At 51.6% G+C, this 24,214-nt stretch carries 28 protein-coding genes and 1 pseudogene; 15 read left to right on the forward strand and 14 right to left on the reverse strand.

Going from position 1 to position 24,214, the window contains the following annotated elements:
• Window positions 1-67 precede the first annotated feature (67 nt).
• Window positions 68-943, forward strand: a complete 876-nt coding sequence (locus JI735_RS22675) for a beta-1,6-N-acetylglucosaminyltransferase (protein ID WP_051052301.1) — start codon at window positions 68-70, stop codon at window positions 941-943.
• Window positions 944-1,036: 93 nt separating this feature from the next.
• Here the strand turns inward: JI735_RS22675 and JI735_RS22680 are convergent, their stop codons facing one another.
• Window positions 1,037-1,792, reverse strand: a complete 756-nt coding sequence (locus JI735_RS22680; protein WP_039839331.1) for an MBL fold metallo-hydrolase — start codon at window positions 1,790-1,792, stop codon at window positions 1,037-1,039.
• A 231-nt stretch (window positions 1,793-2,023) separates the two neighbouring features.
• Here JI735_RS22680 and JI735_RS22685 point away from each other — a divergent pair, with 231 nt between their 5' ends.
• From JI735_RS22685 to JI735_RS22705, 5 genes are read left to right on the forward strand one after another with little or no spacing between them, the layout of a single operon-like run.
• Entirely contained in the window at window positions 2,024-2,224 is a 201-nt protein-coding gene (locus tag JI735_RS22685) for a helix-turn-helix transcriptional regulator (RefSeq protein ID WP_020433825.1), read from the forward strand.
• Between the two features lies 1 nt (window position 2,225).
• Window positions 2,226-2,435 carry a hypothetical protein gene (locus tag JI735_RS22690; RefSeq protein ID WP_202676469.1) on the forward strand — a complete coding sequence of 70 codons (210 nt, stop codon included), beginning with the start codon at window positions 2,226-2,228 and terminating at the stop codon, window positions 2,433-2,435.
• Between the two features lie 45 nt (window positions 2,436-2,480).
• A complete protein-coding gene (locus tag JI735_RS22695; RefSeq protein ID WP_202676470.1) occupies window positions 2,481-2,648 on the forward strand; it encodes a hypothetical protein in 168 nt (55 codons plus the stop codon).
• Between the two features lie 33 nt (window positions 2,649-2,681).
• Window positions 2,682-4,709, forward strand: a complete 2,028-nt coding sequence (locus JI735_RS22700; protein WP_459213565.1) for a Na+/H+ antiporter — start codon at window positions 2,682-2,684, stop codon at window positions 4,707-4,709.
• 2 nt (window positions 4,710-4,711) lie between these two features.
• Window positions 4,712-5,233 carry a GNAT family N-acetyltransferase gene (locus JI735_RS22705; protein ID WP_039839328.1) on the forward strand — a complete coding sequence of 174 codons (522 nt, stop codon included), beginning with the start codon at window positions 4,712-4,714 and terminating at the stop codon, window positions 5,231-5,233.
• Here the strand turns inward: JI735_RS22705 and JI735_RS36170 are convergent.
• The 4 genes from JI735_RS36170 to JI735_RS22720 all read right to left on the reverse strand — a co-directional run bounded on the left by JI735_RS36170 (window position 5,230) and on the right by JI735_RS22720 (window position 7,345).
• Window positions 5,230-5,376: a hypothetical protein gene (locus JI735_RS36170; protein ID WP_233476009.1), complete on the reverse strand. Its 147-nt coding sequence runs from the start codon at window positions 5,374-5,376 to the stop codon at window positions 5,230-5,232. The genes JI735_RS22705 and JI735_RS36170 overlap by 4 nt on opposite strands.
• A 7-nt stretch (window positions 5,377-5,383) precedes the next feature.
• Complete coding sequence (locus tag JI735_RS22710; RefSeq protein WP_202676471.1) at window positions 5,384-5,815, reverse strand: threonine/serine exporter family protein; 432 nt, start codon at window positions 5,813-5,815, stop codon at window positions 5,384-5,386.
• 28 nt (window positions 5,816-5,843) lie between these two features.
• Window positions 5,844-6,611 (reverse strand): threonine/serine exporter family protein, encoded by a 768-nt coding sequence (locus JI735_RS22715; RefSeq protein ID WP_039839318.1) that lies wholly within the window; start codon window positions 6,609-6,611, stop codon window positions 5,844-5,846.
• Window positions 6,612-6,763: 152 nt separating this feature from the next.
• Window positions 6,764-7,345 carry a YitT family protein gene (locus JI735_RS22720; RefSeq protein WP_039839315.1) on the reverse strand — a complete coding sequence of 194 codons (582 nt, stop codon included), beginning with the start codon at window positions 7,343-7,345 and terminating at the stop codon, window positions 6,764-6,766.
• A gap of 283 nt (window positions 7,346-7,628) precedes the next feature.
• On the opposite strand from JI735_RS22720, the gene JI735_RS22725 reads away from it, so the two are divergent.
• Window positions 7,629-7,850 carry a hypothetical protein gene (locus tag JI735_RS22725; RefSeq protein WP_039839312.1) on the forward strand — a complete coding sequence of 74 codons (222 nt, stop codon included), beginning with the start codon at window positions 7,629-7,631 and terminating at the stop codon, window positions 7,848-7,850.
• Between the two features lie 78 nt (window positions 7,851-7,928).
• Here the strand turns inward: JI735_RS22725 and JI735_RS36175 are convergent, their stop codons facing one another.
• Window positions 7,929-8,219: a helix-turn-helix transcriptional regulator gene (locus tag JI735_RS36175; RefSeq protein WP_233476010.1), complete on the reverse strand. Its 291-nt coding sequence runs from the start codon at window positions 8,217-8,219 to the stop codon at window positions 7,929-7,931.
• Window positions 8,192-8,800, reverse strand: a complete 609-nt coding sequence (locus JI735_RS22730) for a hypothetical protein (RefSeq protein ID WP_233476011.1) — start codon at window positions 8,798-8,800, stop codon at window positions 8,192-8,194. The genes JI735_RS36175 and JI735_RS22730 overlap by 28 nt, the downstream gene beginning before the upstream one ends.
• Before the next feature lie 162 nt (window positions 8,801-8,962).
• On the opposite strand from JI735_RS22730, the pseudogene JI735_RS22735 reads away from it, so the two are divergent.
• Both JI735_RS22735 and JI735_RS22740 read left to right on the forward strand, forming a co-directional pair.
• Window positions 8,963-10,929 (forward strand): annotated as a pseudogene (locus tag JI735_RS22735) (glycoside hydrolase family 127 protein).
• 108 nt (window positions 10,930-11,037) lie between these two features.
• The gene (locus tag JI735_RS22740) at window positions 11,038-11,529 is read left to right on the forward strand and encodes a pyridoxamine 5'-phosphate oxidase family protein (protein ID WP_039839303.1); all 492 of its coding nucleotides are present in this window, start codon (window positions 11,038-11,040) and stop codon (window positions 11,527-11,529) included.
• Window positions 11,530-11,622: 93 nt separating this feature from the next.
• Here the strand turns inward: JI735_RS22740 and JI735_RS22745 are convergent, their stop codons facing one another.
• Complete coding sequence (locus JI735_RS22745; protein ID WP_267918966.1) at window positions 11,623-12,300, reverse strand: TetR/AcrR family transcriptional regulator; 678 nt, start codon at window positions 12,298-12,300, stop codon at window positions 11,623-11,625.
• Between the two features lie 142 nt (window positions 12,301-12,442).
• On the opposite strand from JI735_RS22745, the gene JI735_RS22750 reads away from it, so the two are divergent.
• Window positions 12,443-13,552: an NADH:flavin oxidoreductase gene (locus JI735_RS22750; RefSeq protein ID WP_039839299.1), complete on the forward strand. Its 1,110-nt coding sequence runs from the start codon at window positions 12,443-12,445 to the stop codon at window positions 13,550-13,552.
• Between the two features lie 77 nt (window positions 13,553-13,629).
• Here the strand turns inward: JI735_RS22750 and JI735_RS22755 are convergent, their stop codons facing one another.
• On the reverse strand, window positions 13,630-14,856 hold the full coding sequence (locus JI735_RS22755; protein WP_039839297.1) for an MFS transporter: 1,227 nt from the start codon (window positions 14,854-14,856) through the stop codon (window positions 13,630-13,632).
• A 31-nt stretch (window positions 14,857-14,887) separates the two neighbouring features.
• Window positions 14,888-15,673, reverse strand: a complete 786-nt coding sequence (locus JI735_RS22760; protein WP_039839295.1) for a TrmB family transcriptional regulator — start codon at window positions 15,671-15,673, stop codon at window positions 14,888-14,890.
• A gap of 275 nt (window positions 15,674-15,948) precedes the next feature.
• Between JI735_RS22760 and JI735_RS22765 the strand changes: the two genes are divergently transcribed.
• Window positions 15,949-16,617, forward strand: coding sequence for a TraX family protein (locus JI735_RS22765; protein WP_202676473.1), 669 nt, complete (start codon window positions 15,949-15,951; stop codon window positions 16,615-16,617).
• A 91-nt stretch (window positions 16,618-16,708) separates the two neighbouring features.
• On the forward strand, window positions 16,709-18,226 hold the full coding sequence (locus JI735_RS22770) for a copper amine oxidase N-terminal domain-containing protein (protein ID WP_051052299.1): 1,518 nt from the start codon (window positions 16,709-16,711) through the stop codon (window positions 18,224-18,226).
• Window positions 18,227-18,286: 60 nt separating this feature from the next.
• Here the strand turns inward: JI735_RS22770 and JI735_RS22775 are convergent, their stop codons facing one another.
• Window positions 18,287-19,714, reverse strand: a complete 1,428-nt coding sequence (locus JI735_RS22775; RefSeq protein WP_051052297.1) for a metallophosphoesterase — start codon at window positions 19,712-19,714, stop codon at window positions 18,287-18,289.
• Window positions 19,715-19,984: 270 nt separating this feature from the next.
• Here JI735_RS22775 and JI735_RS22780 point away from each other — a divergent pair, with 270 nt between their 5' ends.
• Together JI735_RS22780 and JI735_RS22785 are read left to right on the forward strand one after the other, a co-directional pair.
• Window positions 19,985-20,584 carry a nitroreductase family protein gene (locus JI735_RS22780; RefSeq protein ID WP_020426914.1) on the forward strand — a complete coding sequence of 200 codons (600 nt, stop codon included), beginning with the start codon at window positions 19,985-19,987 and terminating at the stop codon, window positions 20,582-20,584.
• A gap of 66 nt (window positions 20,585-20,650) precedes the next feature.
• The gene (locus JI735_RS22785; protein ID WP_039839286.1) at window positions 20,651-20,845 is read left to right on the forward strand and encodes a DUF2188 domain-containing protein; all 195 of its coding nucleotides are present in this window, start codon (window positions 20,651-20,653) and stop codon (window positions 20,843-20,845) included.
• Between the two features lie 108 nt (window positions 20,846-20,953).
• Here JI735_RS22785 and JI735_RS36180 read toward each other — a convergent pair whose 3' ends face one another.
• The 3 genes from JI735_RS36180 to JI735_RS22795 all read right to left on the reverse strand — a co-directional run bounded on the left by JI735_RS36180 (window position 20,954) and on the right by JI735_RS22795 (window position 22,735).
• Entirely contained in the window at window positions 20,954-21,121 is a 168-nt protein-coding gene (locus JI735_RS36180; protein WP_233476013.1) for a hypothetical protein, read from the reverse strand.
• Window positions 21,122-21,141: 20 nt separating this feature from the next.
• Window positions 21,142-22,182: a peptidylprolyl isomerase gene (locus JI735_RS22790; RefSeq protein WP_233476014.1), complete on the reverse strand. Its 1,041-nt coding sequence runs from the start codon at window positions 22,180-22,182 to the stop codon at window positions 21,142-21,144.
• Window positions 22,183-22,399: 217 nt separating this feature from the next.
• Window positions 22,400-22,735: a hypothetical protein gene (locus JI735_RS22795; protein WP_039839282.1), complete on the reverse strand. Its 336-nt coding sequence runs from the start codon at window positions 22,733-22,735 to the stop codon at window positions 22,400-22,402.
• Window positions 22,736-22,954: 219 nt separating this feature from the next.
• Between JI735_RS22795 and JI735_RS22800 the strand changes: the two genes are divergently transcribed.
• Window positions 22,955-24,064 carry a lactonase family protein gene (locus JI735_RS22800; protein WP_039839280.1) on the forward strand — a complete coding sequence of 370 codons (1,110 nt, stop codon included), beginning with the start codon at window positions 22,955-22,957 and terminating at the stop codon, window positions 24,062-24,064.
• Window positions 24,065-24,214 lie beyond the last annotated feature (150 nt).

The following is a 24,214-nucleotide window of genomic DNA, read 5'->3' on the forward strand; positions in this document are numbered from 1 at the left end:
AAGACTTGTTCATCTTCGCTCATTCCCCTATAATATGTGGGAATAAATGAGCGAAAGGATGAATGTCTTGCATAATTTCAGAATGGCATATGTTGTCCTTTGTCATAAAAATCCGGAGCAGATCAATCTGCTGCTGGAATCGCTAACGGATGAGCATGTGGAATTTTTTCTCCATGTGGACCGGAAAAGCGGGATCGAGGCGCAAATCCTACACCGGGAAGACATTCATTTTGTGAAGGAGCCTGTGGATGTGCAGTGGGGCCACTACGGCCAGATTGAATGCATTCTCAAATGTTTTGAACTGATTAAGGAGCATGGGCATTTTGACTACATTCATATTATAAGCGGTCAGGATCTGCCGCTGGTTTCGAACCGGACAATCGTTGACTTCTTCAAGGAACATCAGGGAAAAGAGTTCGTCAAACATCTGCAGCTGCCGAATGAAGCGGAAATGTGGGGCTGCATGTACAGAGTGTCTGTGTACTATCCGAGGTTTCTCGTCTCCCGGGCCAAGGCCGTCTCGGAAATCCGCAACCGCTACATCAATCTGGTGATGTCGGTGCCGATGCTGAAGCGCAGCTTGAAGCACCTGCCGGATGCTCTGTATAAGGGCTCGAACTGGATGTCTGTTACCGGAGAATGCATGGAGTATATTTTGGAGTATATCCGCGATAATCCCGGCTATGTCCGTTTATTTAAAAACTCCTTTTGCGGAGACGAAATCTTTTTTCATAGCATTATCTTGAACAGCGGCTTCAAGCATAAGGTGGTCAATGAAATCAAACGTTATACCGATTGGGATACCGGACCGGAATTTCCGAGGACATTGCGGGCGGAGGATTACGAACGAATCCGGCAAAAGGGTACCGAATGCTTCTGGGGCCGCAAGTTTGACCTGGATGTGGACCGGGAGATCGTTCAGGATATCCTGCAGCTGGCCTGAATCATTAATAATAAGCAGGAGCTGGACCGGCGTAGACGGGTCCAGCTCCTGCTTATTATGTTTTACCAGGCAATACCCGCCAAGGTCCGGGGACTAATTGCCTCCATGAGCCAATTCAGCGATCCGGCGGTTGACGTCCCCCCGGAACAGGCCCCCGTGATAGCAAATCACCTGATCGATTTCAAAATCAGCAAATTTATGCAGAGACTGGAGGGCTTCAGCCATGTCCGGTGTAGCTGCTGCATCGGGACCGCACAGCTCACCTCCGCGCACAGTCAGCGCATCGGCTGCAATCAGCGTGCGGCTGGCCTGATGGTACAGGCTCAGGTGGCCCGGACTGTGGCCGGGAGTATGAATGACGGCGATTCCGCCGCCGACGGGCAAGACCTCGCCGCCTGTAAGCGTCCGGTCCACGCCTGCTCTGGGCGGATGGGCCAGCACATGCAGAAAAGCCCGCTTCCATTCCTCGGATACGTTCTTGGGGAGCATGGCTTCGGCGGCGGCCAGCGCTTCAGGAGTGTGTTTCAGCAGCATCTGCTTGCCTTCAATATAAGGCCGCTCGATTTCATGCGCGAGAACGGTGATTTTGGATTCGCTCTGTTCCAGAAGAGCAGGCAGGCTTCCGATATGATCGATATCCTGGTGAGTGATAAGGATCGTCCGAACAAGGTTCCAGGGCACAGAGGCTGCAGCCGCAGCCTCCTTGAACTTTTGCGCTGATCCGGGGACGCCGGTGTCGATCAGTACAGCCTCTTCTTCGTCCCAGATCAAGGTCGGATAGAACGTGTCCGTTCCGCCCATGACGGGGACCGAAATCTCCAGCATTTCAATTCCTTTGGCGATATGCATGATATCCCTCCGTTACAAAAGATAGATTTGTGCCGTTAGGCTAATGCATATCATACGCAAATCCGTTTTCGTTTTCAATACTTAAATTATCAATTATAACATAAATAAATATTTTTGTCAATGGGTTAAACAGTGAACAATATCGGCTTTATGTAAAGCTGACTTTACATTTCATATGGGGCATGATATGCTATATGTAAAGCTAGCTTTACATAACCAGGAGGAACAGCAATGAAGAATAAGCTTGAGGCAATCCGGAAGCAGCAGGGCATCAAGCAGGAAGAACTCGCGGAGGCTCTGGAGGTATCAAGACAGACGATCTGCTCCCTGGAGAACGGGAGGTATAATCCGTCGATCATTCTGGCTTTTAAGCTGGCGAGATACTTCAAACTGAGCATCGAGGATATTTTTGAATATGAGGAGGAGGGATAGTGTGAGGAAGGGCGGCTTGTGGCTGTATGCGGGATTGGCAGTGATTGGTGCAGTTGCCTTATACATCGGCGGGTTTGTTCTAAGCGGGGAAGGAATGATTTCCGGATTATGTATCGGACTAGGGGCGGCTGTATTTTGTTTGGGGATGGGGAACTTTATAAGCAGCCTGCTGGCATCAAAGCCTGAAACCGATGAACGCGCCCGCCGGTAGGCTGTCGAAGTCCAGGATGAGCGGAATATCCGCCTCCGGGAAAAGGTGGGCTCGACCATTAACCGGGTGCTTGTGTATGCGTTAAGTATTCTGGTGCTGGCCCTTGGGTTTATGGGCGCGGGTATTACCATCATTCTTATGGTCTCATCGCTGCTTCTGCTGGAGCTGGTGCTGGCAATCGGGTTATCCAATTACTATACTAAGAGAATGTGAAGCTGAATGTAGCTTAAATATCAGGGGAGGTTGATGGGAGTGGAGACATTTCTCGCTGTGCTTTTAATGCTGGGACTGATCGCAGTCTCCAACATCGTGAACCGGTTTATCCCTTTTGTGCCGGTTCCCCTGATCCAGATTGGACTGGGTGTTATTGCTGCGGTAATTCCAACGGGCATCCATATGTCCTTTGAGCCGGAGCTGTTTTTTGTGTTGTTCATTGCGCCGCTGCTGTTCAATGACGGGAGGCGCACACCGCGCGACGAGCTGTGGAATCTCAGGGCGCCCATTCTGCTGCTGGCGCTGGGGCTGGTCTTTGCCACAGTATTTGTGGCCGGGTACGCCATCCACTGGATGATTCCGTCGATACCGCTGGCTGCTTCCTTTGCCCTCGCAGCGATTCTATCGCCTACGGATGCCGTTGCGGTCAGCTCACTGGCCGGGAAGGTGCATCTGCCGAAGAGTATCCACCGCATACTTGAAGGCGAGTCGCTGATGAATGACGCTTCCGGTCTGGTCGCCTTCAAGTTTGCCATCGCGGCGGCAGTTACCGGAATGTTTTCGCTGCCCAAGGCGACGGTCAGCTTTGTGCTGATCGCGGCTGGGGGCCTGCTGCTTGGCGCACTGCTGTCATTTGTGCTGATCCGGCTCAGTGTATTTATCCGCAGGTTCGGTATGGAGGATGTCACGATTCATGTGCTGCTGCAGATTCTCACGCCATTTATTATTTATTTGATCAGCGAAGAAATCGGCGTGTCCGGTATCCTCGCCGTGGTAGCAGGCGGCGTGATGTTTGCCATTGAGAAGGACCGTGCCGTGTCTCCGCAATACAAACTGCAGCTTGTATCGGCAAGCACGTGGTCGGTGCTGCTGCTCATCCTGAATGGCCTGGTCTTTCTGATCCTTGGCGTATCCGTTCCCGACGTTATGGAGGTGATCTACCACGACAGTACTTTGAACAACTTCATGGTGGCAGGTTATGTGCTGGCGATTACGGCGCTGCTGATTGTGCTGCGGTTTCTCTGGGTGTATGCTTATTCTCTGTTTGAGAGCCGCAGGCTGAAGACACCGAGATCATCGCTGAGGTCACAGCTGATTACTTCAATCTCGGGTGTGCGCGGGGCGGTAACGCTGGCCGGGGCTTTCTCTATTCCGCTTGTATTGGGAGACGGTTCGCCGTTCCCGCAGCGGGATCTCATTATTGCCCTTGCAGCCGGGGTTATTCTGATGTCGCTGATCATTGCCAGCATCTTTCTGCCGCTGCTGGCCGGTGAGCAAGAGACGGCTGTGTTGGAGAGCGTCCAGGTCAGTTCGGAGCTGACCGCAAGATCCGTGGTCATTGACGCCGGCATGAGCATGCTGCGCAGCCTGATCTCGGAGAACCCCCAGCCCGCGAACCAGCCGGCACTGCTGGAATTCACGGACAAAATCGACAAGCTCTGCGTTCCGAGGGCAGCCGATGATCCGGAAGCGGAACGCTTCCGGCAGCTGGGAATTCAGGCCAAGCGGAGTGCAATTGCCGCGGAGCGTTCGGAACTGCGGAGGATGCTGGAGAATGGCTCCATCGCTGCTCCTGTAGCGTCGAAGATGGAAGAGCTGCTCGATCACAAGGAAGCCTTGATGTGCAAGCGGCTGGACACGCAGATCAAATTCTCGCTTACTGAGATTCAGCGTCTGTTCTCGGGTCTGTTCTCGGGCCGGCTGAACGGGGATGAGGGACGACAGGCGGCGCAGAATGCTGAAAGCGCCCGGACCGCAAAGATCTCAATGTGCCAGGCCGCCATCTCTGCCGTCAGCGCCGACATGAGCGAAGAGAACCGTCTGGCCTCGCAAAAGGTCATTGACAAGTACGAGCAGATGGAGTCGCGGCTCATTGAAGGAGAAGGCTGGATTAAGGATGGAGTTGTCGATGACCAGAAGCTTGAGCTGAAGCTCCAGGCCATCCAGGAACAGCGGAATACCGTGCAGCAAATGTATCAGGACGGAGCGATTAATCTGAAAATCGCCGGTAAGCTGCGGAAATTTGTCGATCAACTGGAAACAGCGATCTGGGAGGACTAATCATGGGAGAAACAGCAGCAAGCGGGTTGTCTTTTACGGAGATTGGGGAAGAACATCTGGCTGAAGCAGTAAATATTTATAATTATTACGTGCTGAATACGACGGTTTCCTTTCATACAGAGCCGCTGGATGAGGCTGCTATGCGTGAGTCGGTGCTGAGCGGCGATCCGCGCTTCAAATCTTACGCCATTCTGGAGAACGGTGAAATGCAGGGTTATGTCCTGATTGCCAGACACAAGAACAAACAGGCCTATGACAGCTCCGGCGAAATCAGCGTTTATCTTAAGCCAGGCAGCGGTGGGAAGGGACTCGGCGGGAAAGCGCTCAGCTTCATTGAGGAGCGTGCGGCCGAGCTCGGTTTTCATGTGCTGGTGGCAACGGTATGCGCAGATAATGAACCGAGCCGCCGGCTGTTCACCAGACACGGATATGAGCAAAGCGCTTTGTTCAAAGAAATCGGCAGTAAATTCGGCAGATGGCTGGATATCGCAAGCTACCAGAAAATTATCGGACGGACGGTTTAGCCGGGCGATAATTTTGTCCACATAAACCCGCCGGCAAGCTTGTCTGTAAAAATCAAAACGGCTGCTGCTGTCCAGTTGAAGGACAGCAGCAGCCGTTTGTTCGTTTCCGTGTGCCGGTTTATGCTAATAGCTGTGCCTTGCACAGTGCTCTTATGTGCTTCGGCCGTTCTTCCGCCGGAACATCTGTCCCAGTACCTCGCTGAGCACAAGGCCGGTTGCGATCGCCCCGCTGAGCAGCAGGGCCTGGACGGCAAACTGGATGGCCAGATTGTTGTCATTCTCGACGAACTTGCGCATGGCGTCATACGCCAGGCCGCCCGGAACCAGCGGGATAATGCCGCCGACGCTGAAGATGATGACCGGCATCTTGAAGGAGCGGGCGAAGAACTGGCTGATCACCCCGACCGCCACCGTGGCTACAAAGGTGGCGACCACGGTATCCCATTTTTCATCGAGCTGCAGGTACAGCATCCAGCCCACCATCCCGGCAAACCCGCATTGTACCAAGGCGCGCACCGGCGCATTGAACAAAATGCAGAAGGTGGCAGCGGCAATAAAACTGGTTAACAGTTGCAAAATCATGAACAGGTTACCTCTTTCACGTGGGGGATCAAAAAAGTGACAGCACAAGCCCGATGCCTGTCCCGATGGCAAACGCCGTCAGGAAGGCATCGGCTCCCTTGGAGAGGCCGGAGACCAGATGGCCGGCCATCAAATCGCGGACCGCATTTGTAATAAGCAGTCCGGGCACAAGCGGCATCACCGAGCCGATAATAATCTTGTCCATTTCCTGGCCCACGCCGAGCCTCACAGAGAAAAAGGCGAGCAGCCCGATCAGAAAGGAGGCGGTGAATTCTGCGAAGAACCGGATCTGTACAAGCCGGTGCAGATATGTGGCTGCGGCGAACCCGAGACCGGACACCAGGAGGGCAGGCAGGGCATCCCACAGGCTGCCTTTGAACATGACCGTGAAGCAGGCTCCCGTTAGTGCAGCGGCTGCAATCTGCAGCCAGGCCGGATAAGCATGGGCGGCATCGTCCACGGCGCCCAGCCGTTCGCGGGCTTCATTTGCCGTGATCTGGCGTTCACTCAGCCGCCGTGAGATGTCGTTAACCTCCGAAACCTTCTGCAGATCGGTCGTCCGTTCGGCAATCCGGAACAGCTTCACCGGCTCCGTCCGGCTGGTGGTGAACATAATGACCGTTGGCGTTACGTAGCTGTGCGCGCCCGGAAAGCCGAGCGATGCCGCCATACGGCTCATGGTGTCCTCCACGCGGTAAGTCTCCGCACCGCTTTGCAGCATGATTTTGCCGGCCAGCAGGCACAGGTCGATAATGTCATGCGTGGAAGTATTGCTGTTGCTGCTTGTGCTATCCAACTTCGTCGATCCTCCCCTGGAATGTTATATCTTCGATTGTCGCCGCAATTCCGCAAAAGATCAACCTTTATTCCTGTGATTCACAAATAATCTGCCAACCATACAGTTCTCCCGCTGTTTTTTCAGAAAACTGCGATAGGTATCATTTTGTTTTATTTTTCAAGGGTACATAGACCGGTTGCGACACCACCGGAGAGGATGGTCAGGATGGAGTGAAAAAAGGTCTCTTTGGAGATCAGCAGGTCGCCGGCTCCGATAATCAGGGCATCTGTCAGAAATATGATGACTCCCAGGTTGAGCGGAATGTAGCGTTTAATGAACTTGGCCAGCAGATCCGTACCGCCTGTACTCGCTTCGAACCGCAGCATAAGCCCAAGGCCGGTGCCCATCAGGAAACCGCCAATAATCGCGCTGGAAACCGAGCCAAGCTCTACATAATACAGGAAGTAATATTGAAGGGGGCCAATAAGCTCAATCATAAAGGAGGAAATTACGAGGCCCAGCACACTGCTGTAAAAAATATCCCGCTCCTTAAGCCAGGCGAGGAGGAAGACGGGAGCACTGCACATAATGATGGCCAGTCCAATTTTTGCCCCGGAGATATAATTAATTATGAGAGCGATGCCGATAATTCCCCCATCAAGTATTTTGTAAGGAACCAGAAAGAAGTTCGTGCCTGTGGCGATCAGCAAGCCTGCGAGAAGGATAACGGCATACTTGAGAAAAGCGTTCATATTCAACATCTCCAGATCTAAGGCATGTCTTCATGTACAACTGTTCTAATGAATATGCATTCGCATGGAAAAAAATAGCTAAAACGCAAAAAAATCCTGCTTGTGCAGGAGGATTAGGCATGAACGAGTCCAGGTTTTTCAGTTAAGCCCCCCCTTTATTACATACCCCTCTCTTTAAAAGGATGAACGTGATATAGCATGTCTAGTGACAGCGGTTTTATTCGAAAACGATGCCTTATGAAAAGCATACTTGAAATTTACAGGCAGGGCAGGAGTGGTACGAATGAGCTTTATCTACAAAGTGCTGGTGAGCGATATGGAATTGCTGGCAGCCGCGTTGTCGGAAGTGAATGTAACCGTAGCCGTAAAAAGCGGAGCGGGGATAGTGGAGCCCGGAGGGCCGATCAGGGCCTATACCCCTAATTCCGTCCGTATCCGGGGGTTGTCCTACAACCGGGAGCTGCATGAATTCCGGGTTACCTTAGAATGGAAGGAGCGGAATTAGAGCAGCCTCCGGCCCCGGAAGCTCTGCTGAAGCACCACCGCCCGCCTGACCGGAATATTCCGTGACACAACGCCGTGTTTAGCGGGAATAGCGTTTGCGGAAGCGCAGAGGGGAAATGCCAACCTTGCTGGCGAAACGCCGCGAGAAATAGGCTGTGCTCTCAAATCCGGTGCGTTCGGCAACGCCGGCGATGGGGATTTCGGTCTTCAGCAGCAGCAGCTTGGCCTGCTCCAGCCGGTAATCAGTTAAATATTCCATAGGAGTCAGCCCGTAGACCCGTTTCATGCAGCGCGCCAGATAGTTATAGTGGAAATGCAGCGCATCCGCCAGGCTGACATTAGTCAGCGGCTCTGTATAATGATTGCGCAAATAGGCTTCCGTCCGTTCGGCAATCTCCGCCCGGGGCTTCCTCCGGCATCCTGCTGGCCAAGATCCAGCATCCGCAGCATGTCCTCAAAAATCCGCTGCTGCTGCCATACGGCGCTGGAACGTCTTCCCTGGCCCAGCTGCAGCAGCAGCTCTGCTTGGCCGCTTCGCTCAAAAGGATCGGGCAGGGAAGCAAACTGCGGCACACGGATGGTATAAGGATAGGTGAGATACTTCTGAAGATGCTCTTCCCGGCTGGCATATACGGGATCACCCTCGGCCTCAACCCATTCGGCTACGGTGTGAAAATGCAGCCATACGAAGGAGGTCGTTTCCTCGCAGGGCTTAACTGAGTAGTGGTAGCGGTCCGGCAGAAGAAGCAGGGTATGCCCGGCTGGCACGGCCCACTGTTTATGCTCCTCGCCAATGAACAGGCAGCCCTGTTCTACAATCAGCAGATCGAATTTCCCCATGCGGCTGCGGTTGGGATGCTGATCCCCCGGCTGATAAACGGTACGGTCCCCCTCCAGAAAATAGGGGAAAGGCGGTGCCGCCAAATGGATATAAGATGGATTAAATGGCATGGCTGCGCTCCTTTTTATGGTGCTTCATCGCAATGGCCTGCATCATTTGATGAGTGTGAAATTGTACAAAAACAGGGTTGTTTCTGATCCTGTTTTTTATTTATTTTACCGTCTATAATGGCAAATAGCGAGGATGAAATGAATGTAGAGGAGAAGTGGAAAATGAATAAAATCAGCGGAAATCAGCAAACAGCCGGCAATCTGTCCGCAGTTATCCGAGATGACTTCTGGGGACGTTATATCCAGCTGGTCCAGGAGGTGGTCATTCCTTATCAGTATGAAGCGCTCCATGACCGGGTGCCGGAAGCGGAGCCGAGTCATGCAATTGCCAATTTCGAGATTGCCGCCGGCAGAAGAACTGGGGAGTTTCACGGCTTTGTGTTTCAGGACAGTGATGTCGCCAAATGGCTGGAGGCCGTCGGCTACTCGCTTAAGCTGAAGCGCGACCCCGAGCTGGAGGCCCGGGCTGACGCGGTCATTGATCTGGTCGCCGCAGCGCAGCAGCCGGATGGTTATCTGAACACTTATTTTACAGTTAAGGAGCCCGGCAAACGCTGGACCAATCTTCAGGATTGCCATGAACTGTACTGTGCGGGACATTTCATCGAAGCTGCGGTTGCCTATTATGAAGCCACAGGCAAGGACAAGCTGCTCAATACGATGCGCCGTATGGTCGATCATATCAGTTCCGTATTTGGACCGGAGGAAGGCAAGCTGAAGGGCTATGACGGGCATCAGGAAATCGAGCTTGCACTGGTGAAGCTGTACCGGCTGACGGGTGAGGAGCAATATCTGAAGCTCAGCAGCTTTTTTATCGATCAGAGAGGCCAGGAGCCTAATTTTCTGCGGCAGGAATGGGAGTCCAGGGACCGGGTTTCGCATTGGAGCAGCAGTCCGGCGAGCAGCATTGACTTGAAATACTTTCAGGCACATATTCCGGTGAGGGAGCAGACGGAGGCTGTAGGACATTCAGTCCGCGCGGTATATATGTATTCGGCGATGGCGGATCTGGCAGCGCTTACCGGAGATCGTGCATTGCGCGATGCCTGTGTAAGATTATGGGACAATATGACGGGGAAGCAGATGTATATTACCGGCGGCATCGGGTCCACACATAATGGTGAAGCGTTTACCTTCGATTATGACCTGCCCAATGATACGGGATATGCCGAGACCTGCGCTTCGATCGGACTGATCTTTTTTGCCCGGCGGATGCTGGAGCTGGAACCGGATGCGCGTTATGCGGATGTCATGGAACGGGCGCTCTACAATAACGTTCTTGGGTCTATGGCACAGGACGGCAGACACTATTTCTATGTGAATCCGCTTGAGGTCTGGCCGCAGGCCTGCACCTGCAATCCGGATAAGCATCATGTGAAATCCGAGCGCCAGGGCTGGTTCGGCTGCGCTTGCTGTCCGCCGAATGTGGCCCGGCTGCTGACCTCGATGAATCAGTATATCTACACAGTTCACGGGGACACCCTGTACACCAATCTGTACATTGGCAGTGAATTGAACACGACACTGGGGGGACGGCAGTAGCTGTCCGCCAGCAGAGCAACTACCCATGGGAAGGAACCGTCACATTCAAGGTTGATCCGGCGGAAGCTGCGGAGTTCGGCATCGCTTTGCGTATTCCTTCCTGGAGCAGCAGTGCGGAGATCAGAGTGGGCGGCGAGAAGCTGAGTCTGGATGAAAGTGTGGAGCAGGGATACTGCGTGATCCGCCGGGTCTGGAACGCCGGGGACACAATTGAGCTGAAGCTGCCGATGGAAGCGCACCGGGTCTATGCCCATCCGCAGCTGCGGACAGATGCCGGAAAGACCGCTATTCAGCGCGGCCCGCTCGTCTATTGTCTGGAAGCCGCCGATAACAGCACACCGCTAAGCTCAATTGCATTACATGAATCCGCTCCGTTCACAGAGCATTTTGAAGCTTCACTGCTAGGCAGTGCAGTAGTAGTAAAAAGCCAAGGCAGCCGGATACAGCAGGCAGGCTGGAGCAGCGGCTTGTACAGCAGAGTGAAGGCACCTGTGGAAGCCGCCACGATCACGGCCATTCCCTATTATCTGTGGGGAAACCGCGGCAGCGGCGAGATGAAGGTATGGATTCCGGAGAGCAAGGCGTAGGCTGCGCTGAATAGATATGGAATCATAGGTTTTCGCCGATTCGGGTTAATAATAGATACGCGTTTGGATATCCTATTCCCATAACCCGGAAGAAACGAGGCGATAAACATGTCAACTTTGGACAAAAGTCATCAGGAAGCTGTTGAGACGGTTCGGGACCTTATCAAAGGTATTGATACTGCGATGTTCACAACGATCTCGGAAGAAGGTCTGGTATCCCGTCCCATGAAGACTCAGGAGATTGAGTTTGACGGAGACCTGTGGTTTATGACGAAGAAGGACACCAGCAAGTTCGGGGAAATTATCCATGATCCGAGGGTTAACGTTGTGTACGCTGACAAATCCTATGTCTCCATCCGCGGAACCGCTAAGATTGTGGAGGATCTGGAGAAGAAGAAAGAATTTTGGAGTGCAGGGTATAACACGTTCCTGAAGACCACCTATGATGACCCGGACGTGATCCTGATTCAGGTTCATGCCGAAGCCGCAGAATATTGGAAGAGCGGTAACCTGGCTGAGATGGCGACTTACATGTTCAAACGGATCACCCATCAGGATACGGAGAAGTCGGATCTTAACAAGACGATTGAGTTAGAATAATTATTCTGAGGAAAAATGCCCTCCGCCGCCGGAATCCTCCAGCGGCGGAGGGCATCTTTTTGCTGATCTATCATACGAGTAGCACCAGTGAACTTATTCGGAATAAGAGACTTGAGGCTTGAACATGCGGAAGCCCCCCGTGATCAGCGGCATTACCCGCTCCGCCAGTTCGGAGGCAGACTCTGATCTTCCTTCCAGATTCCAGCGGTAGGTTACTCCATATAAAGACCAGCTAAGCAGGGTGGCTGCAGTTGCAAGCGAGTTGGAATCTGTAGTCGCGTCTGAGCTGGAGATCAACTGAAGTATAAGTTTTTCGAGATGCACTTTGATATTCTCTTCGAGCAGGAGAGCCACAGAATCATATCTTTTGAAACAGCGGTGGCTGGTTTCATGATAATTACATAATGCTGTGATAAGCTCCTGAAGCGTCTTCTCTGTCAACGGTCCTTCCGTATCGATTTTATTAAGGACCATGTTCGTGAAGGCGTCTAGTAAAAAGGCTTCAAACAGCGCATATTTATCCTGGAAATGAGCATAAAAGGTCGCCCGGTTAATGGTGGCTGCCTTGGTAATGTCTCCGACGGTTATGGAGTTGAAGTCCATAACATTCAATTGCCGGACGAAGGCGTCCAGAATTAATTGACGCGTCCGGATGACACGCGGGTCGTTCGGGTTGGGGGGAGTACGCCAGCCATCCTTTGCAGCACCTCTTTCAGTAAAGATTATAATCCTCTTATTATAAACATGTGCTCCATAGACAACAATTATCATCTCTCAATGCGACAGTTTTTTTCGCATCTTGCTTAAGCAACAACTTGGGCAAATTGTTGGTTGAAGGGCAGGCTGGAGCTTGTTACTATTGCTTTCAAACCTGCTTTGAGAATCATCATTGAACCTATAGGAGGCGTTATACATGACCAAACAACAGGAGGAAATCAATTCCCTGGAGACCTTATTTGAACCGTATACGATTCATCAATTAACTATACCTAACCGGATTGTAATGTCGCCAATGGCGCGTGCTTTTTCACCGGAGGGAGTGCCGGGTGAGGATATGGCAGCTTATTACCGCCGCCGTGCCGAGAATGGGGTGGGGCTTATCATCACCGTAGGGATGATTGATCATCCGGCTGCAACCAGTGATCCGGGACTTGCTAATCTCTTTGGAGAAGCTGCTATGAACGGCTGGCGTGAAGTGATCCGACAGGTTCATGAGGCCGGCGGGATGATTGTACCGCAATTGTCGCATATGGGAATGATTCGTCCCATGGGTTCCCAGCCTTACCCGGACGCTCCATCGATTGGACCATCGGGACTCGATATGCAGGGGAACAAGATAAGCGAGCCGATGACGGAAGAAGAAATAGCCAGGGTCATTCGGGCCTATGCCGATGCCGCAGTGAATGCACAGCAGGCTGGCTTCGACGGGATAGAGCTTTCCGGCGGCCACGGCTTATTGATTGACCAATTCTTCTGGGAAAAAACCAATCAGCGGACGGACCGCTATGGCGGCGATTTCCTGAAGCGTACCCGGTTTGCAGCCGAAGTTGTCCAGGCTGTCCGCGCTGCAGTCGGCCCGGATTATCCGATTTCCATCCGGTTATCCCAGTGGAAAATGGGGGATTACACAGCGAAGCTGGTGGATACACCGGAGCAGCTGGAACAGTTCCTGAATGTACTGGTGCAGGCAGGGGTGGATATCTTCCATATCTCGACCCGCCGGTTCTGGGACCCGGAATTCGCAGGCTCGGAGCTGGGCTTTGCCGGATGGGTGAAGAAGCTCACCGGGAAGACAACGATTGCTGTTGGTTCCATAGGCATGAACAATGATCCCGCTGAAGGAGAGGAAGCGGACCACCAAGGAATGGAGGAACTGCTGAAGCGGCTGGATAACCAGGAGTTTGATCTGGTAGCGGTCGGACGCGCGCTCCTGGGTGATCCGGCATGGGCGAAGAAAATCCGCGAAGGCAGGCTGGAGGAGATTCAAGCCTTTACTCCTGATGCAGCGGCGAAACTGTATTGAAGCACAAACAACCAAAACAAGCAGATTAAGGCACCTGTCCTTGATCTGCTTGTTTTGGTTTAATACGGACACTGTCTTTACCCCTTCTCTGCCGTATACGTTTTCTGGGTCCGGAGGACGGGGAAGAGCCAGTACATCCAGATAAAAGAGATGGCAAGGGTACCGAGCCCGCCAATAACTGTCGCAGGCACGGCACCGACCAGACCGGCCATCGTGCCGGACTCAAATTCGCCCAGCTGGTTCGAGGTACCGATAAACAGCGAGTTGACGGCGTTGACACGGCCTTGCATCTCCTGCGGCGTATTGACCTGAACGAGCGTCGAACGGATTACGACACTTACGACGTCGGAAGCGCCGATGAGGAACAGCGCGAAGAGCGAGAGCCAGAAGTTGTGGGACACACCGAACAGGATTGTCGCCAAGGCGAATACAACGAGAGAGGCGAATAGTGTCTTACCAATCGCTCTCTCCACCGAATACCGGGTTAAGATCAGGGAGACGACGATCGCCCCGACCGCTGGTGCAGAGCGCAGCAGACCAAGACCGAGTGACCCGGTCTTCAGAATATCCTCGGCGAAGATCGGCAGCAGGGCAGTTGCGCCGCCAAGCAGCACGGCGAACAGGTCGAGCGAAATGGTGCCGAGAATGATTTTTCGGGCAAATACAAACCGCAGCCCACTGAGGAAGGTATCCATGTTGACGGCGTCCAGCTTTTTCACGAAGTGAACAGTCTTGACGAAGAAGATCAGAACAGTCGAGACCAGGAGTGCGGCCAGCGATGCAATATAGGCAGCGGCGGTACCCCAGACCACGAGTACACCTCCGAGTGACGGGCCAACGATCATTGCAGTCTGCATCGCCGAGGCTGACCAGGCTGCCGCCTTCGGCAGCTGTTCGCGGTCCACGATGTCCGGCACAAGTGCTGCCGAGGCAGGGCCTTCGAAGGTGCGGCATGCACCCAGAATGGCGGCAGCGATCAGCAGATGAAGCGAGCCCAGCCAGCCTTGCATACTGCCGAGGACAAGCAGCAGGACCACAACGCCTTCCATAAGCTGACAGAGATAGACGATAGTGCGGCGGTCGTAGCGGTCCGCGGTCTGCCCGGCCGGCAGCGTCAGCAGCAGCATGGGCAGGAATTGTGCCAGGCCGACGAGGCCAAGCTGGAAGGCGCTGTCAGTCAGCGCGTACATCTGCCAGCCGATGGCGACAGACAGCATTTGAAAAGCGCTGGTCGAGAAGATCCGCGCGATCCACAGGCGCAGGAACGAGCGGTTATGCAGCACGGACGAGCCGTTTGGATTCAAGGCAAGTCATCCTTTCTTGATATCAGGTAGTCTAGTTCTTCGAGTGCATCTCAGGATGCTCGCGCCGGATCTGGGCGTAATCCTTGCCGTATCGTTCCTCCAGCTCCCTGGTAAAATCATTCTCGATCCGCATCATCACCACATCGTGGAAGTACGAGGTCTCCAGCACGTTCAGCACCGCCGGGTGGTTGCTCTCCAGCGCGGATGCCGGTGCATGACGGCTGAAGCTGCCGAGGATCGCCGCCTCCTTGTCCAGCAGCATGGAGAAGTTCCGTGATTTATTCGGACCACCGGGCGGCACACTATGTATGATAACCCGCTTAAGCTCCGTCGGCGCTTCACCGATGACCATCAGATGAACGGCGGTTCCCCGGTGCTCGGCGGCGAGCAGCGATTCCTCAACCCGGTGCAGGTCCTCTGCCCAAAGATCGACCAGAATCTGATCCCTGGCATTGGCGGCGAGGCGGCGGACCGCCAGATCCACTTGCTGATCCCCCTTCCAGTTACTGAAGAAGGGCGGCGGATCCGGCAGGGTGGTCAGCTCACTCTCCAGTAAGCGGGCAGTGCGTTCGAACTCAGATTGAAGCAGTTTTACAACTTGTCCAATCGGGATCGCCGCGAATGTAACCGGCTCACCTTCTTCAGCGCGGCAGACCCCTTTTTCCACCAGGCCGCGCAGTGCGGCATACACGTTGGAGCGTGAAACGGATACCTGCTTAGAGACCTCGTAGCCTGAAGAGGGCGACTGACCGTGCAGCGCCAGATAGCAGCGGGCTTCGAGATCGGACAAACCGAGTTTCCGTAGGGCTTCAATCATATGGAGCCTCCTTCGCATTCGATAATCTTCCGATAATGTAGAAGTATTTCGAAATACTACTACGATTATGTATAGCTGTCAAGACTGAATTTTCAGAATAAAATGAGTTCGATGCGTATGCAGTGCATCTCTGTTATACTGTTAACATTAAAAAATATAAATGATTTCAGGAGCTAAAGACATGGTCCCGAATCCCATAACCTCGCTAGAATTGAACGGCATAAGTGTGAACTGCCAGCCGGAAATCCCCCAAATCACCCCACTGGAGGCCAAAGATGCAGATTATTGCGATGCTGACCATGCTGATTGATCATATCGGCTATATTTTTTTCCCTGGCGAGATGGGCTGGAGGATTGTGGGTAGAATTGCTTTTCCAATCTACTGCTACATGCTCGTGCAAGGGCATATACATACATCATCGAGGCCGCGTTATCTGCGGCGGCTGCTCTGGATTGCACTGTTAACGCAAATTCCCTATAATCTGGCACTTGATCCGGGAGGCTGGAATGTCGTCTTTACCTTGCTGCTGTCGGCGCTGGTCCTGTTTGTTCTGGATAAGTTGCCCAATCCGTGGTACGGTATTCCTGTAGTGATTTTTGCTTTTGTCCTGATGGACCGGCTGCCGCTGGATTACAATGCTTACGGTCTGCTGCTGGTGCTGATTTTCCGTTACGTCCGTTCCTACTGGATGATTCTGGCGCATTTCCTGCTGAATAGCATCTACCTGTTCTATTATGGGTGGACGGTGCAGATGCTCAGTATACTTCCTACCCTTTTGATTGCAGGAGCTCCGGGATTCTGGCGTCTGCTGGAGCAGAAGCGGCTGCCGCGCTGGATCTGGTGGTCCTTCTATCCACTGCATCTGGCCGCGCTGGCTTTGGTGAAGATTCTGTTTTTCCGGGAGTGGGTAACTATTGATTGGCGGAGTCTGTTTACAATATAATCCTGCAGTTGGCTGCAGGGGCTTGACCCCGATCCTTCCTCTTTAGAGTTGATGGATATAGATTGCAAAATATAACAAGAGGAGACATGCTATGAAGAAAATGAAAGCAAGGACCAAGTGGTTGCTTCCGATTCTCGCATTGCTGCTGATTCTGGCAGGCTGCCAGTCGGTTGCAGGATTCGATGTCAACAAGGCGCTTCTGGGGGATCTGGATGTAAAATCTTCTGAATCCAGCACCACCTTGTCGGTGAATGCTGTACCTGCTGCAGGAATTAGTGCAGAAGATCAGAAAATGGTGGATCTGATTAATTCCTTCTCCCTGAACATCAGCCATGTGAAGCTTCAGGACAATGGCAACATTTCCGCGTCAGGAGTTGTTGGCTATAAGCAATTATCCATTCCTTTTACATTCTTTATGGATACTACTGCCGTTGTTTTTACAGCAAAAGGTGCGAAACAGCCTTTCTACTATCCGCTTGAAGGGTATGAGGAATCCCTTGGCCTTAAAGGGTTTGACCAGAACAAAACTACAGAGCTTTCCAAGCTGCTTACTCAGTTTGTAGTCAAAAATCTGCCGAATCCCGGCGCAATCAGCATAGCTTCTGTTAATGAATCTGTATATGGCGAACAACTGAGTTTGACTAAGCTGCATACGGAGATTACGGGAGAAGAATTGCCGGCATTGGTAAAAAGCTTCCTGAAATCCATTTCCAAGGATACCGAAGGGTTCACGGCATTCATCAGCGGTCTTTATGATTATCTGTATCCGCTTCTGGAAGCCAATGGTATCGGCGCAAGTGAGCTCAGCGATCTGGGACTGGGCGATATTCCCCTGGAAGATAAGGAAGGTGTAGTGACAGTAGCGCATGATGCGGCCAAATTGGCTGTAGATGCACTTCTGCTTGTCTATGACAAGCAGCTGGATAATCTCTACTCCTCTACGCCTGAACTAAAAACTGTACTCAGCAAAGATACCAAGCTGAATGTAGATCTGTTTGTGGATAACGGGTTCCATGTCCGCAAGCAGAATATCGATCTGAATGTCGCATTGCCAGCGAGCGAGGACCTGCCGCTTCAGAGTATTTCACTCAAGCTGGGAACTCAGACCTGGAATGTGAACGGTCCGGTGACCGCTGACCGGATTTCTACTGAAGGCGCGCTGGATATGTCTTCAACCGACCTGACTCCGGGTGAAACGCTAAGAAGCTTTGAGCAAGGTTCTGATCTGTACAACCTGCTCAAGAATGATATGGGGATTACCTCCAAATCCCTGGTGATTGCCCCGGATGATGATTACTATTATCCGATTGTCGAAGGAGGCACAACCTATGTGCCGCTGCGGTATCTGGCTGAAGATCTCGATGCGGCAGTGGAATGGGATGGTGCTAACCGCGCCATCAAGGTTACCGATGATGTCTACGGTGACCAGCTGGTGTTCAAAATCGGGTCTGACAAGGTTCAGATAAACGGAGCTACAGTGAAGCTTCCGCAGCCGGTGTTCATCGATGAATACGGAGATGCTTATGTGCCGCTTCGTCTGCTGGCAGAGGCGCTTCATGCCAAGGTCGAAACAGATGAGGATGGCTACATCTATATTGACCGTCCGTAAATCCAGAGTTACAAAAAACCGGAACCTCTTCAACAAGAGGTTCCGGTTTTCTTATGAAGATTAAGGCCTGGTCAGGTTCATTTTCAAGGAGACATTGCTGAGCGCTTTATCTGCGGCCATGCTCTGGATATAGCCGGACATGAAGCCGCCATCCATACCCATCCACAGCTTATAACCCGGCATGGCCTTAATTTCATCCAGAGCATCCGAAGTGGTCCCGGCAAAATAATTGACGTTCAACTTAGCCATAACTTCAGCCATGGACTGTTTTTCACGTTCGCTGAATGTGGATTCTTTAAGACGGGCCATTGCCTTCTTATACGATTGGTCAGCGAATACCTTCTCCGCATAGGCTGTAAAGTTTAGCAGGTTGGGATCGGTAATGCCATTTGCCTTGGCCCAGCCTTCCACATCTACTGAAGTAGAATGGTAGGTAATTGCCCGCGTAGCGGGATCGAAGGCCATCGCACCATATTGATGCGGATTAACGGCGAAGGCACTGGTGGCAATATCATAGACCGGAGATTCCCCTGCGCCTGCTGTACCCTCATTTCCGCTTTTCGGATCGCGGGCGATATCCTGCATATGAATGTGTCCGGACAATACCAGATTGAGATTATTCCTGCGCAGCGTCTTCATCGTTTCCTGACTGTTGTTGAGCTTGAAACCGGCAACAGACATGGAGGTATGGCTGAGCAGATTATGGTGCATTACCGTAATGATGGACGCATGTTTCCCGGCAGCGAGCTTTGCGCAATCATCCATCCAGGAGAGGGTAGAAGGGAGAATGCGCCCGTCTGTCTGGGGGAAGCCGTAGCTTTCATTGTTCGCGTATTGACTGCTGTCGATCATCAGAAGATAGAGCCCCGGGGCTGCGTTAACAAGGTAGCTGAGGCTGTCCTTATCCCGCGAAAGGGCTTCAGAATAACCGAAGTCGGCATACATTTCGGTAAAATCCTCCGGGGCAATATGCTCAGCAACGATCAGCTTGTCTGCCTTGAACGATCTTGCCCAGGGATTATTCAAGTCGTGATTGCCTGGAATTACATAGACATCGGTCCCCGCTTCCTCCACGCGTTTTAGCTTTTCTGCGAGCTTTTTATGGCTGCTGGTTTCCCCGTTGTTGGTCAGATCTCCGCTGAGAATCAGGAATTTTGGCTTTTTTTGCTCAACGTCGTAGACGAGCGCTTCCATTAGTTCCTCGCTGTAGGGAAGGATTTTGCCGTCCCCGCCGTTCACATAGGCCTGAAAAGCTGCCCCGCCATCCTGAAGGTCCTTGTCGAGGTAATGGGTATCTGTTGCCACCCAGAAGGACACCGGTGCCGTGTCTGCTTCTGCCTGCACTACGGTTGACACTGGCCTGTCCGGCAATGCCGAATTTGTGTCCCGGCAGCTCGCGAGGATGAAACCTGCGGCCAGAAGCACTGTAAAGGTATGTATATTTGTTTTTTGCAACAAAAAAGAGCCTTTAAAATTAAGCTTTCTCATACATCTCAACCTTCCTTCTGCACTGTTGCTGAACTATTGTAGCCTATTTGGTGCAGAATTGTATATCGAAAAGTGAGTAACTGTTTCTTAATCGCCTGATTTGCTTATACAAATTAGTGGAATGTGAATAAATATGCTCTGGGACAGCGACAATAGAGTGGGTATGGAGACAAGCAAGAGGAAAAAGTTGTGAATGGATGTTGCATTCTCGGAATAAAAGTGTTAAGATTTAAAAAAGTAAGTTACTAAATAAATGGAGGTATTTATACGATGTCTAAAAACTTTCTTGAAGCGGTAAAAGGCAGACGTTCTATCTATGCCATCAGCAAAGAATCCCCGGTTTCCGATGCAGAGATTCAAGAGATTGTTGAAGCTGCGGTCCTACATAGCCCAACTTCATTCAACTCCCAAAGCTCCAGAGCAGTAGTACTCTTGGGAGATAAGCACGATAAGGTATGGGATATCACGGCAGATACCCTCCGCAAAATTGTACCTACTGAGCAATTTGAAGGCACTGCACAGAAACTGGCTTCGTTCAAAGCCGGATACGGCACAGTATTGTTCTTCGAAGACCAGGCAGTGGTGAAGCATCTGCAGGAAAACTTTGCCTTGTACGCTGAAAACTTCCCGATTTGGTCGAACCAATCCTCCGGTATTCTGCAGTTTGTAGTATGGACTGCTTTTGCTGAAGCAGGTCTGGGTGCTTCACTGCAGCATTACAACCCGCTTATCGATGATGAAGTGAAAGCAACCTTTGATATTCCGGCCGACTGGAAGCTGATCGCCCAAATGCCTTTCGGTAAAACGGTCACCGCTCCAGGTGAAAAAGAATTTCAGCCGATTGAAGAACGTGTAAAAGTCATTAAATAAGTCAATGTTTAAAACCTCCTTGATCCGGCTAATGATATCTATAGCCCGATTAAGGAGGTTTTTGCGATGCCATGGAACGAAGATGATTATCCGGATTCTCTGAAGAACTTTATGGCCCCGGTGCGGAATAAGGCGATTGAGATCGCCAATGCCCTCTTGGACGAAGGATATGAAGAGGACAGGGCAATCTCGATTGCCACGGCACAGGCTAAAGAGTGGGGCGAGAATCATGATAAGCAGATCCGCAAAAAAAACCATTAGCACTATGGGTTGCTATAGTGAATAAACAAAAAGAGGACAGGCGGGATGACCGCTTGTCCTCTTTGTATAAGTTGTGGCTCCGGTTCAAGCTGCAGCAGTGGAAACGTCTTATTTCGTAGCTGGAGCTTCTGTAGCCGCCGGAGCTTCACTGGCAGGTGCTGCGCTGGCATCTGGTGCTGCGCTGGCATCAGCGGAAGGAGATGCTTCCGGTTTATCCGTAAGCGTGTTGGTAATCTTCGCACCGGCGGTCAGCTCCTGCAGCCAAGTGGAAGACATTTCGGATACCTTTTGCGCTTTCAGTTTTTTGGTGATTTCTTCTTTTTCTCAGCCAGCGTATAGTTGTGGGCTTCTTTACGGTCGGTTACTTTGATCACGTGGTAGCCATAGTTCGTTTTGACAGCGCCGCTGGTTTCGCCAACCTTGAGTTTGAAGGCAGCATCGGAGAATTCAGCAACCATATCGCCTTTCTTGAAGAAATTAAGGTCTCCGCCTTTATCCTTGGAGCCGGTATCTGAGGATTTCTCTTTCGCCAGTGCGGCAAAATCTGCTCCACCTGCCAATTGTTTTACAATCGCTTCAGCTTCTTCTTTGGTTTTGACCAGAATGTGGGAAGCGCGGACTTCTTCTTCCTGATTGAAGGAAGCCTTATTCTCTTCGTAGTATTTGGAAATTTCTTCATCCGTTACTTTTACTTTTGGCTCAACCAATTTACGGATTTCAACCTGCAGCGGCATTTGCTTCTTCAGGTCATCCAGCGTCATCGAACTTTGCTGCAACGCATTGTTCAGCGCTTCTTCACCGCCGAATTGGGTCTTCAGATCTTCAAGCTCTGCCTGGATGTCGGCATCGGTCACCGTAATGTTGGCTTTTTTGGCTTCCTGGTCTACCAGAGTTTTGGTAATCAGGTTTTGGAGAGTGGCTTCACCGCCGGCTTCAACCAGTTTATCATAAAGCTCTGCTTTGGAAATGTCGGTCCCGTTCACAGTTGCGACGGCTACTTTGCTGTCATCCTTCTTGAAAGGCTGTACGATGAAAACGACGATAAGTGCTGCAGCCAGCACAATCGATGCGATCATCCAGCCCCGTCCGCCTGTGGAAGCCGGGGAGGAAGGAGGGGTGCCGTCGCCTACCTTATTCATTACCGGAACATTGGCAGCGCTGTCAGGTGCATCGTTCTGCTCGAATACTTCTGCAGCTTTCTGAGCGGTTTCCGGTTCCGGCTCAGGACTGGATGCTGTTCCCTCCAGTGCTTCTTCATGAATATCGGAAGGGCTGTTCTCTTCCGCTGCTCCATTGTTGCCCTGATGTTCATTCTCATTGAAATCTTTTTTGTCCATTAGAATTAATGACTCCCTTCAATATAGGTGTTGCCTGTCTTTCTACAACTTTACCAGAAATCAGGATTCCAAACCTTAAGAAAGTATAAAAAAGCCGATTTACTTTTTAAGTTTCTCTTAAGAAACAAGAAAAAGCCGGAGCCGCATGAATAGAACATGCGGCTCCGGCTTTGGGAAGGCTCCATATTTCTCTGCTTCAAGCGGAAAATAAATTTGCCTATGAGCTGAGGCTTCTCAGCAGATGACGTATGCCTTCCTGCTTCCGTCTTGGCACACGGACAGTCTTGGCAAACAGGCCCATCTCCCCGAAATAGATGCTGTCGTCTTCGATGGAGCTGATCTTGTTCAGATTGACGTAACAGCCCCCGTACACATGATAATAACTTGGGTTAGATACTAAACGGTTAAGCTGTTCGGCAGTCATTCTCTTTTTTATATTATAGTTTCTGCCGTGAAAAATGACCAAATCATGGTCTCCGACCTTAAAGAACAGAATGTCCGTTTCCACCTCGAAGTCCTCATACACATTTCTGGCTTCCAGCAGGCTGCTCATTCATGTTCCCCCTTAAAATAAAGTAAAAAACCTAATGTTAGCGCTTTCATTATAACATAACGCTCTGCCCTTGGAAAGCCTCATTTTTAAAATATTTTGTGAAATTTTACTACGCGATTTGTCATAGACGCTGAAAAAATGTAAATTATATAAATGGCCGGTCCCATTCGGGCCGCTTAAGGCAACGAGACTGAAGACCATTGGAGGAGGATTACCGAGATGAAGAATACAAGACTGCTGCTGTTTACCGGTTCCTACGCAAGCGCTGAAGAGAGCGGGGTTCAGGTATTTGAATTCAATGGGGAAGCAGGGGGCGAACTTACCCCTCTGGATCAGGTGCAGGGCATTACTAACCCGACTTTTGTGAACGTAGATGCTGCTGAAGGACGGCTGTATGTCATAGGAGAAAAAGCTAACGGACAAGGCGGCAAGGAAGGCGAGGTTGTATCCTTTTCAATAAATCCGCAAAATGGCAAGCTCACGGAATTGAACCGCATTTCCACTATGCCTGCCGCAGGCAGCGGCCAAACGACAACCTGCCACATCTCAAGAGATACCCGCAATGAATTTATTATCGTATGCAGCTATCATGGGGGCCTCGTGGGTCTGGTATCCCTGGATCAGAAAGGACTGCCTGTGCGTCTGGAGGATACCGCTGTACATACGGGTCAAAGAAACCTGCCCGGGCAGGAAAAGCCCCACCCGCATTCCGCCATCTTCAGTCCGGACGAGAAATTTCTGTTCGTCTCCGATTTGGGGCTGGATCTGATCCGGACCTATAAAATTAACCGCGATGCGAAGACACTTGAAGCCTTGGGAGACACCATGCTGCATGAAGGGGCGGGACCGCGTCATTTCGTCTTTCATCCGGACGGAAAATCCGCTTATGTAATCAATGAGCTGGACTGCACGGTTACCTCATTCCTGTATGACAGTGCAGCAGGTACACTTCAGACGGTTGCAACGATTTCTACACTGCCCGAAGGCTACCCTGCGGCAAACAACAGCTGTGCGGAAATCGCCTTGTCTGCAGACGGACTCTTTTTGTACGGTTCGAACCGCGGACATGACAGCATTGTGGTTTATGCCGTTGACCCTGCAACCGCCAGACTTACACTGGTGGAGCATGTCTCCACACATGGCGGGCATCCGCGCCATTTTGCCCTCACTCCGGACGGCGCATATCTGATAGCCGCTAACCGCGACGGCAATAATCTGGTGGTGTTCAGCGTTGACCGCGCAAGCGGGCGGCTCAGCTTCACCGGAAATACCGCCGCGTTATCCAAACCGGTGTGTGTCAAACCTGCATATTTTCCGGCGGCCGACTAGTCTCCGGTGAATCCTGCTCTGTGCTAAATACAAGGATGATGTTTTTTTGTTGGAGATGAAGATTCCTTATATTTCAAGCAAAAGGAACACCGGAGCATAAAGCTCCGGTGTTCCTTTTGAAAAGGGGCTGTAATTCCAGATTAACGGGAA

The organism is Paenibacillus sonchi, assembly GCF_016772475.1.
Taxonomy (GTDB): domain Bacteria; phylum Bacillota; class Bacilli; order Paenibacillales; family Paenibacillaceae; genus Paenibacillus_AQ; species Paenibacillus_AQ sonchi.

Bases quoted from the DNA above. Each gene is read 5' to 3' on its own strand.
- JI735_RS22680 (WP_039839331.1), bottom strand. From the start codon at position 1,792: ATGCATATCGCCAAAGGAATTGAAATGCTGGAGATTTCGGTCCCCGTC.
- JI735_RS22685 (WP_020433825.1), top strand. From the start codon at position 2,024: ATGAAGAATAAGCTTGAGGCAATCCGGAAGCAGCAGGGCATCAAGCAG.
- JI735_RS22700 (WP_459213565.1), top strand. From the start codon at position 2,682: ATGGGAGTGGAGACATTTCTCGCTGTGCTTTTAATGCTGGGACTGATC.
- JI735_RS22705 (WP_039839328.1), top strand. From the start codon at position 4,712: ATGGGAGAAACAGCAGCAAGCGGGTTGTCTTTTACGGAGATTGGGGAA.
- JI735_RS22710 (WP_202676471.1), bottom strand. From the start codon at position 5,815: ATGATTTTGCAACTGTTAACCAGTTTTATTGCCGCTGCCACCTTCTGC.
- JI735_RS22720 (WP_039839315.1), bottom strand. From the start codon at position 7,345: ATGAACGCTTTTCTCAAGTATGCCGTTATCCTTCTCGCAGGCTTGCTG.
- JI735_RS22725 (WP_039839312.1), top strand. From the start codon at position 7,629: ATGAGCTTTATCTACAAAGTGCTGGTGAGCGATATGGAATTGCTGGCA.
- JI735_RS22730 (WP_233476011.1), bottom strand. From the start codon at position 8,800: ATGCCATTTAATCCATCTTATATCCATTTGGCGGCACCGCCTTTCCCC.
- JI735_RS22740 (WP_039839303.1), top strand. From the start codon at position 11,038: ATGTCAACTTTGGACAAAAGTCATCAGGAAGCTGTTGAGACGGTTCGG.
- JI735_RS22745 (WP_267918966.1), bottom strand. From the start codon at position 12,300: ATGATAATTGTTGTCTATGGAGCACATGTTTATAATAAGAGGATTATA.
- JI735_RS22750 (WP_039839299.1), top strand. From the start codon at position 12,443: ATGACCAAACAACAGGAGGAAATCAATTCCCTGGAGACCTTATTTGAA.
- JI735_RS22760 (WP_039839295.1), bottom strand. From the start codon at position 15,673: ATGATTGAAGCCCTACGGAAACTCGGTTTGTCCGATCTCGAAGCCCGC.
- JI735_RS22765 (WP_202676473.1), top strand. From the start codon at position 15,949: ATGCAGATTATTGCGATGCTGACCATGCTGATTGATCATATCGGCTAT.
- JI735_RS22770 (WP_051052299.1), top strand. From the start codon at position 16,709: ATGAAGAAAATGAAAGCAAGGACCAAGTGGTTGCTTCCGATTCTCGCA.
- JI735_RS22775 (WP_051052297.1), bottom strand. From the start codon at position 19,714: ATGAGAAAGCTTAATTTTAAAGGCTCTTTTTTGTTGCAAAAAACAAAT.
- JI735_RS22780 (WP_020426914.1), top strand. From the start codon at position 19,985: ATGTCTAAAAACTTTCTTGAAGCGGTAAAAGGCAGACGTTCTATCTAT.
- JI735_RS22785 (WP_039839286.1), top strand. From the start codon at position 20,651: ATGCCATGGAACGAAGATGATTATCCGGATTCTCTGAAGAACTTTATG.
- JI735_RS36180 (WP_233476013.1), bottom strand. From the start codon at position 21,121: ATGTCTTCCACTTGGCTGCAGGAGCTGACCGCCGGTGCGAAGATTACC.
- JI735_RS22790 (WP_233476014.1), bottom strand. From the start codon at position 22,182: ATGGACAAAAAAGATTTCAATGAGAATGAACATCAGGGCAACAATGGA.
- JI735_RS22795 (WP_039839282.1), bottom strand. From the start codon at position 22,735: ATGAGCAGCCTGCTGGAAGCCAGAAATGTGTATGAGGACTTCGAGGTG.
- JI735_RS22800 (WP_039839280.1), top strand. From the start codon at position 22,955: ATGAAGAATACAAGACTGCTGCTGTTTACCGGTTCCTACGCAAGCGCT.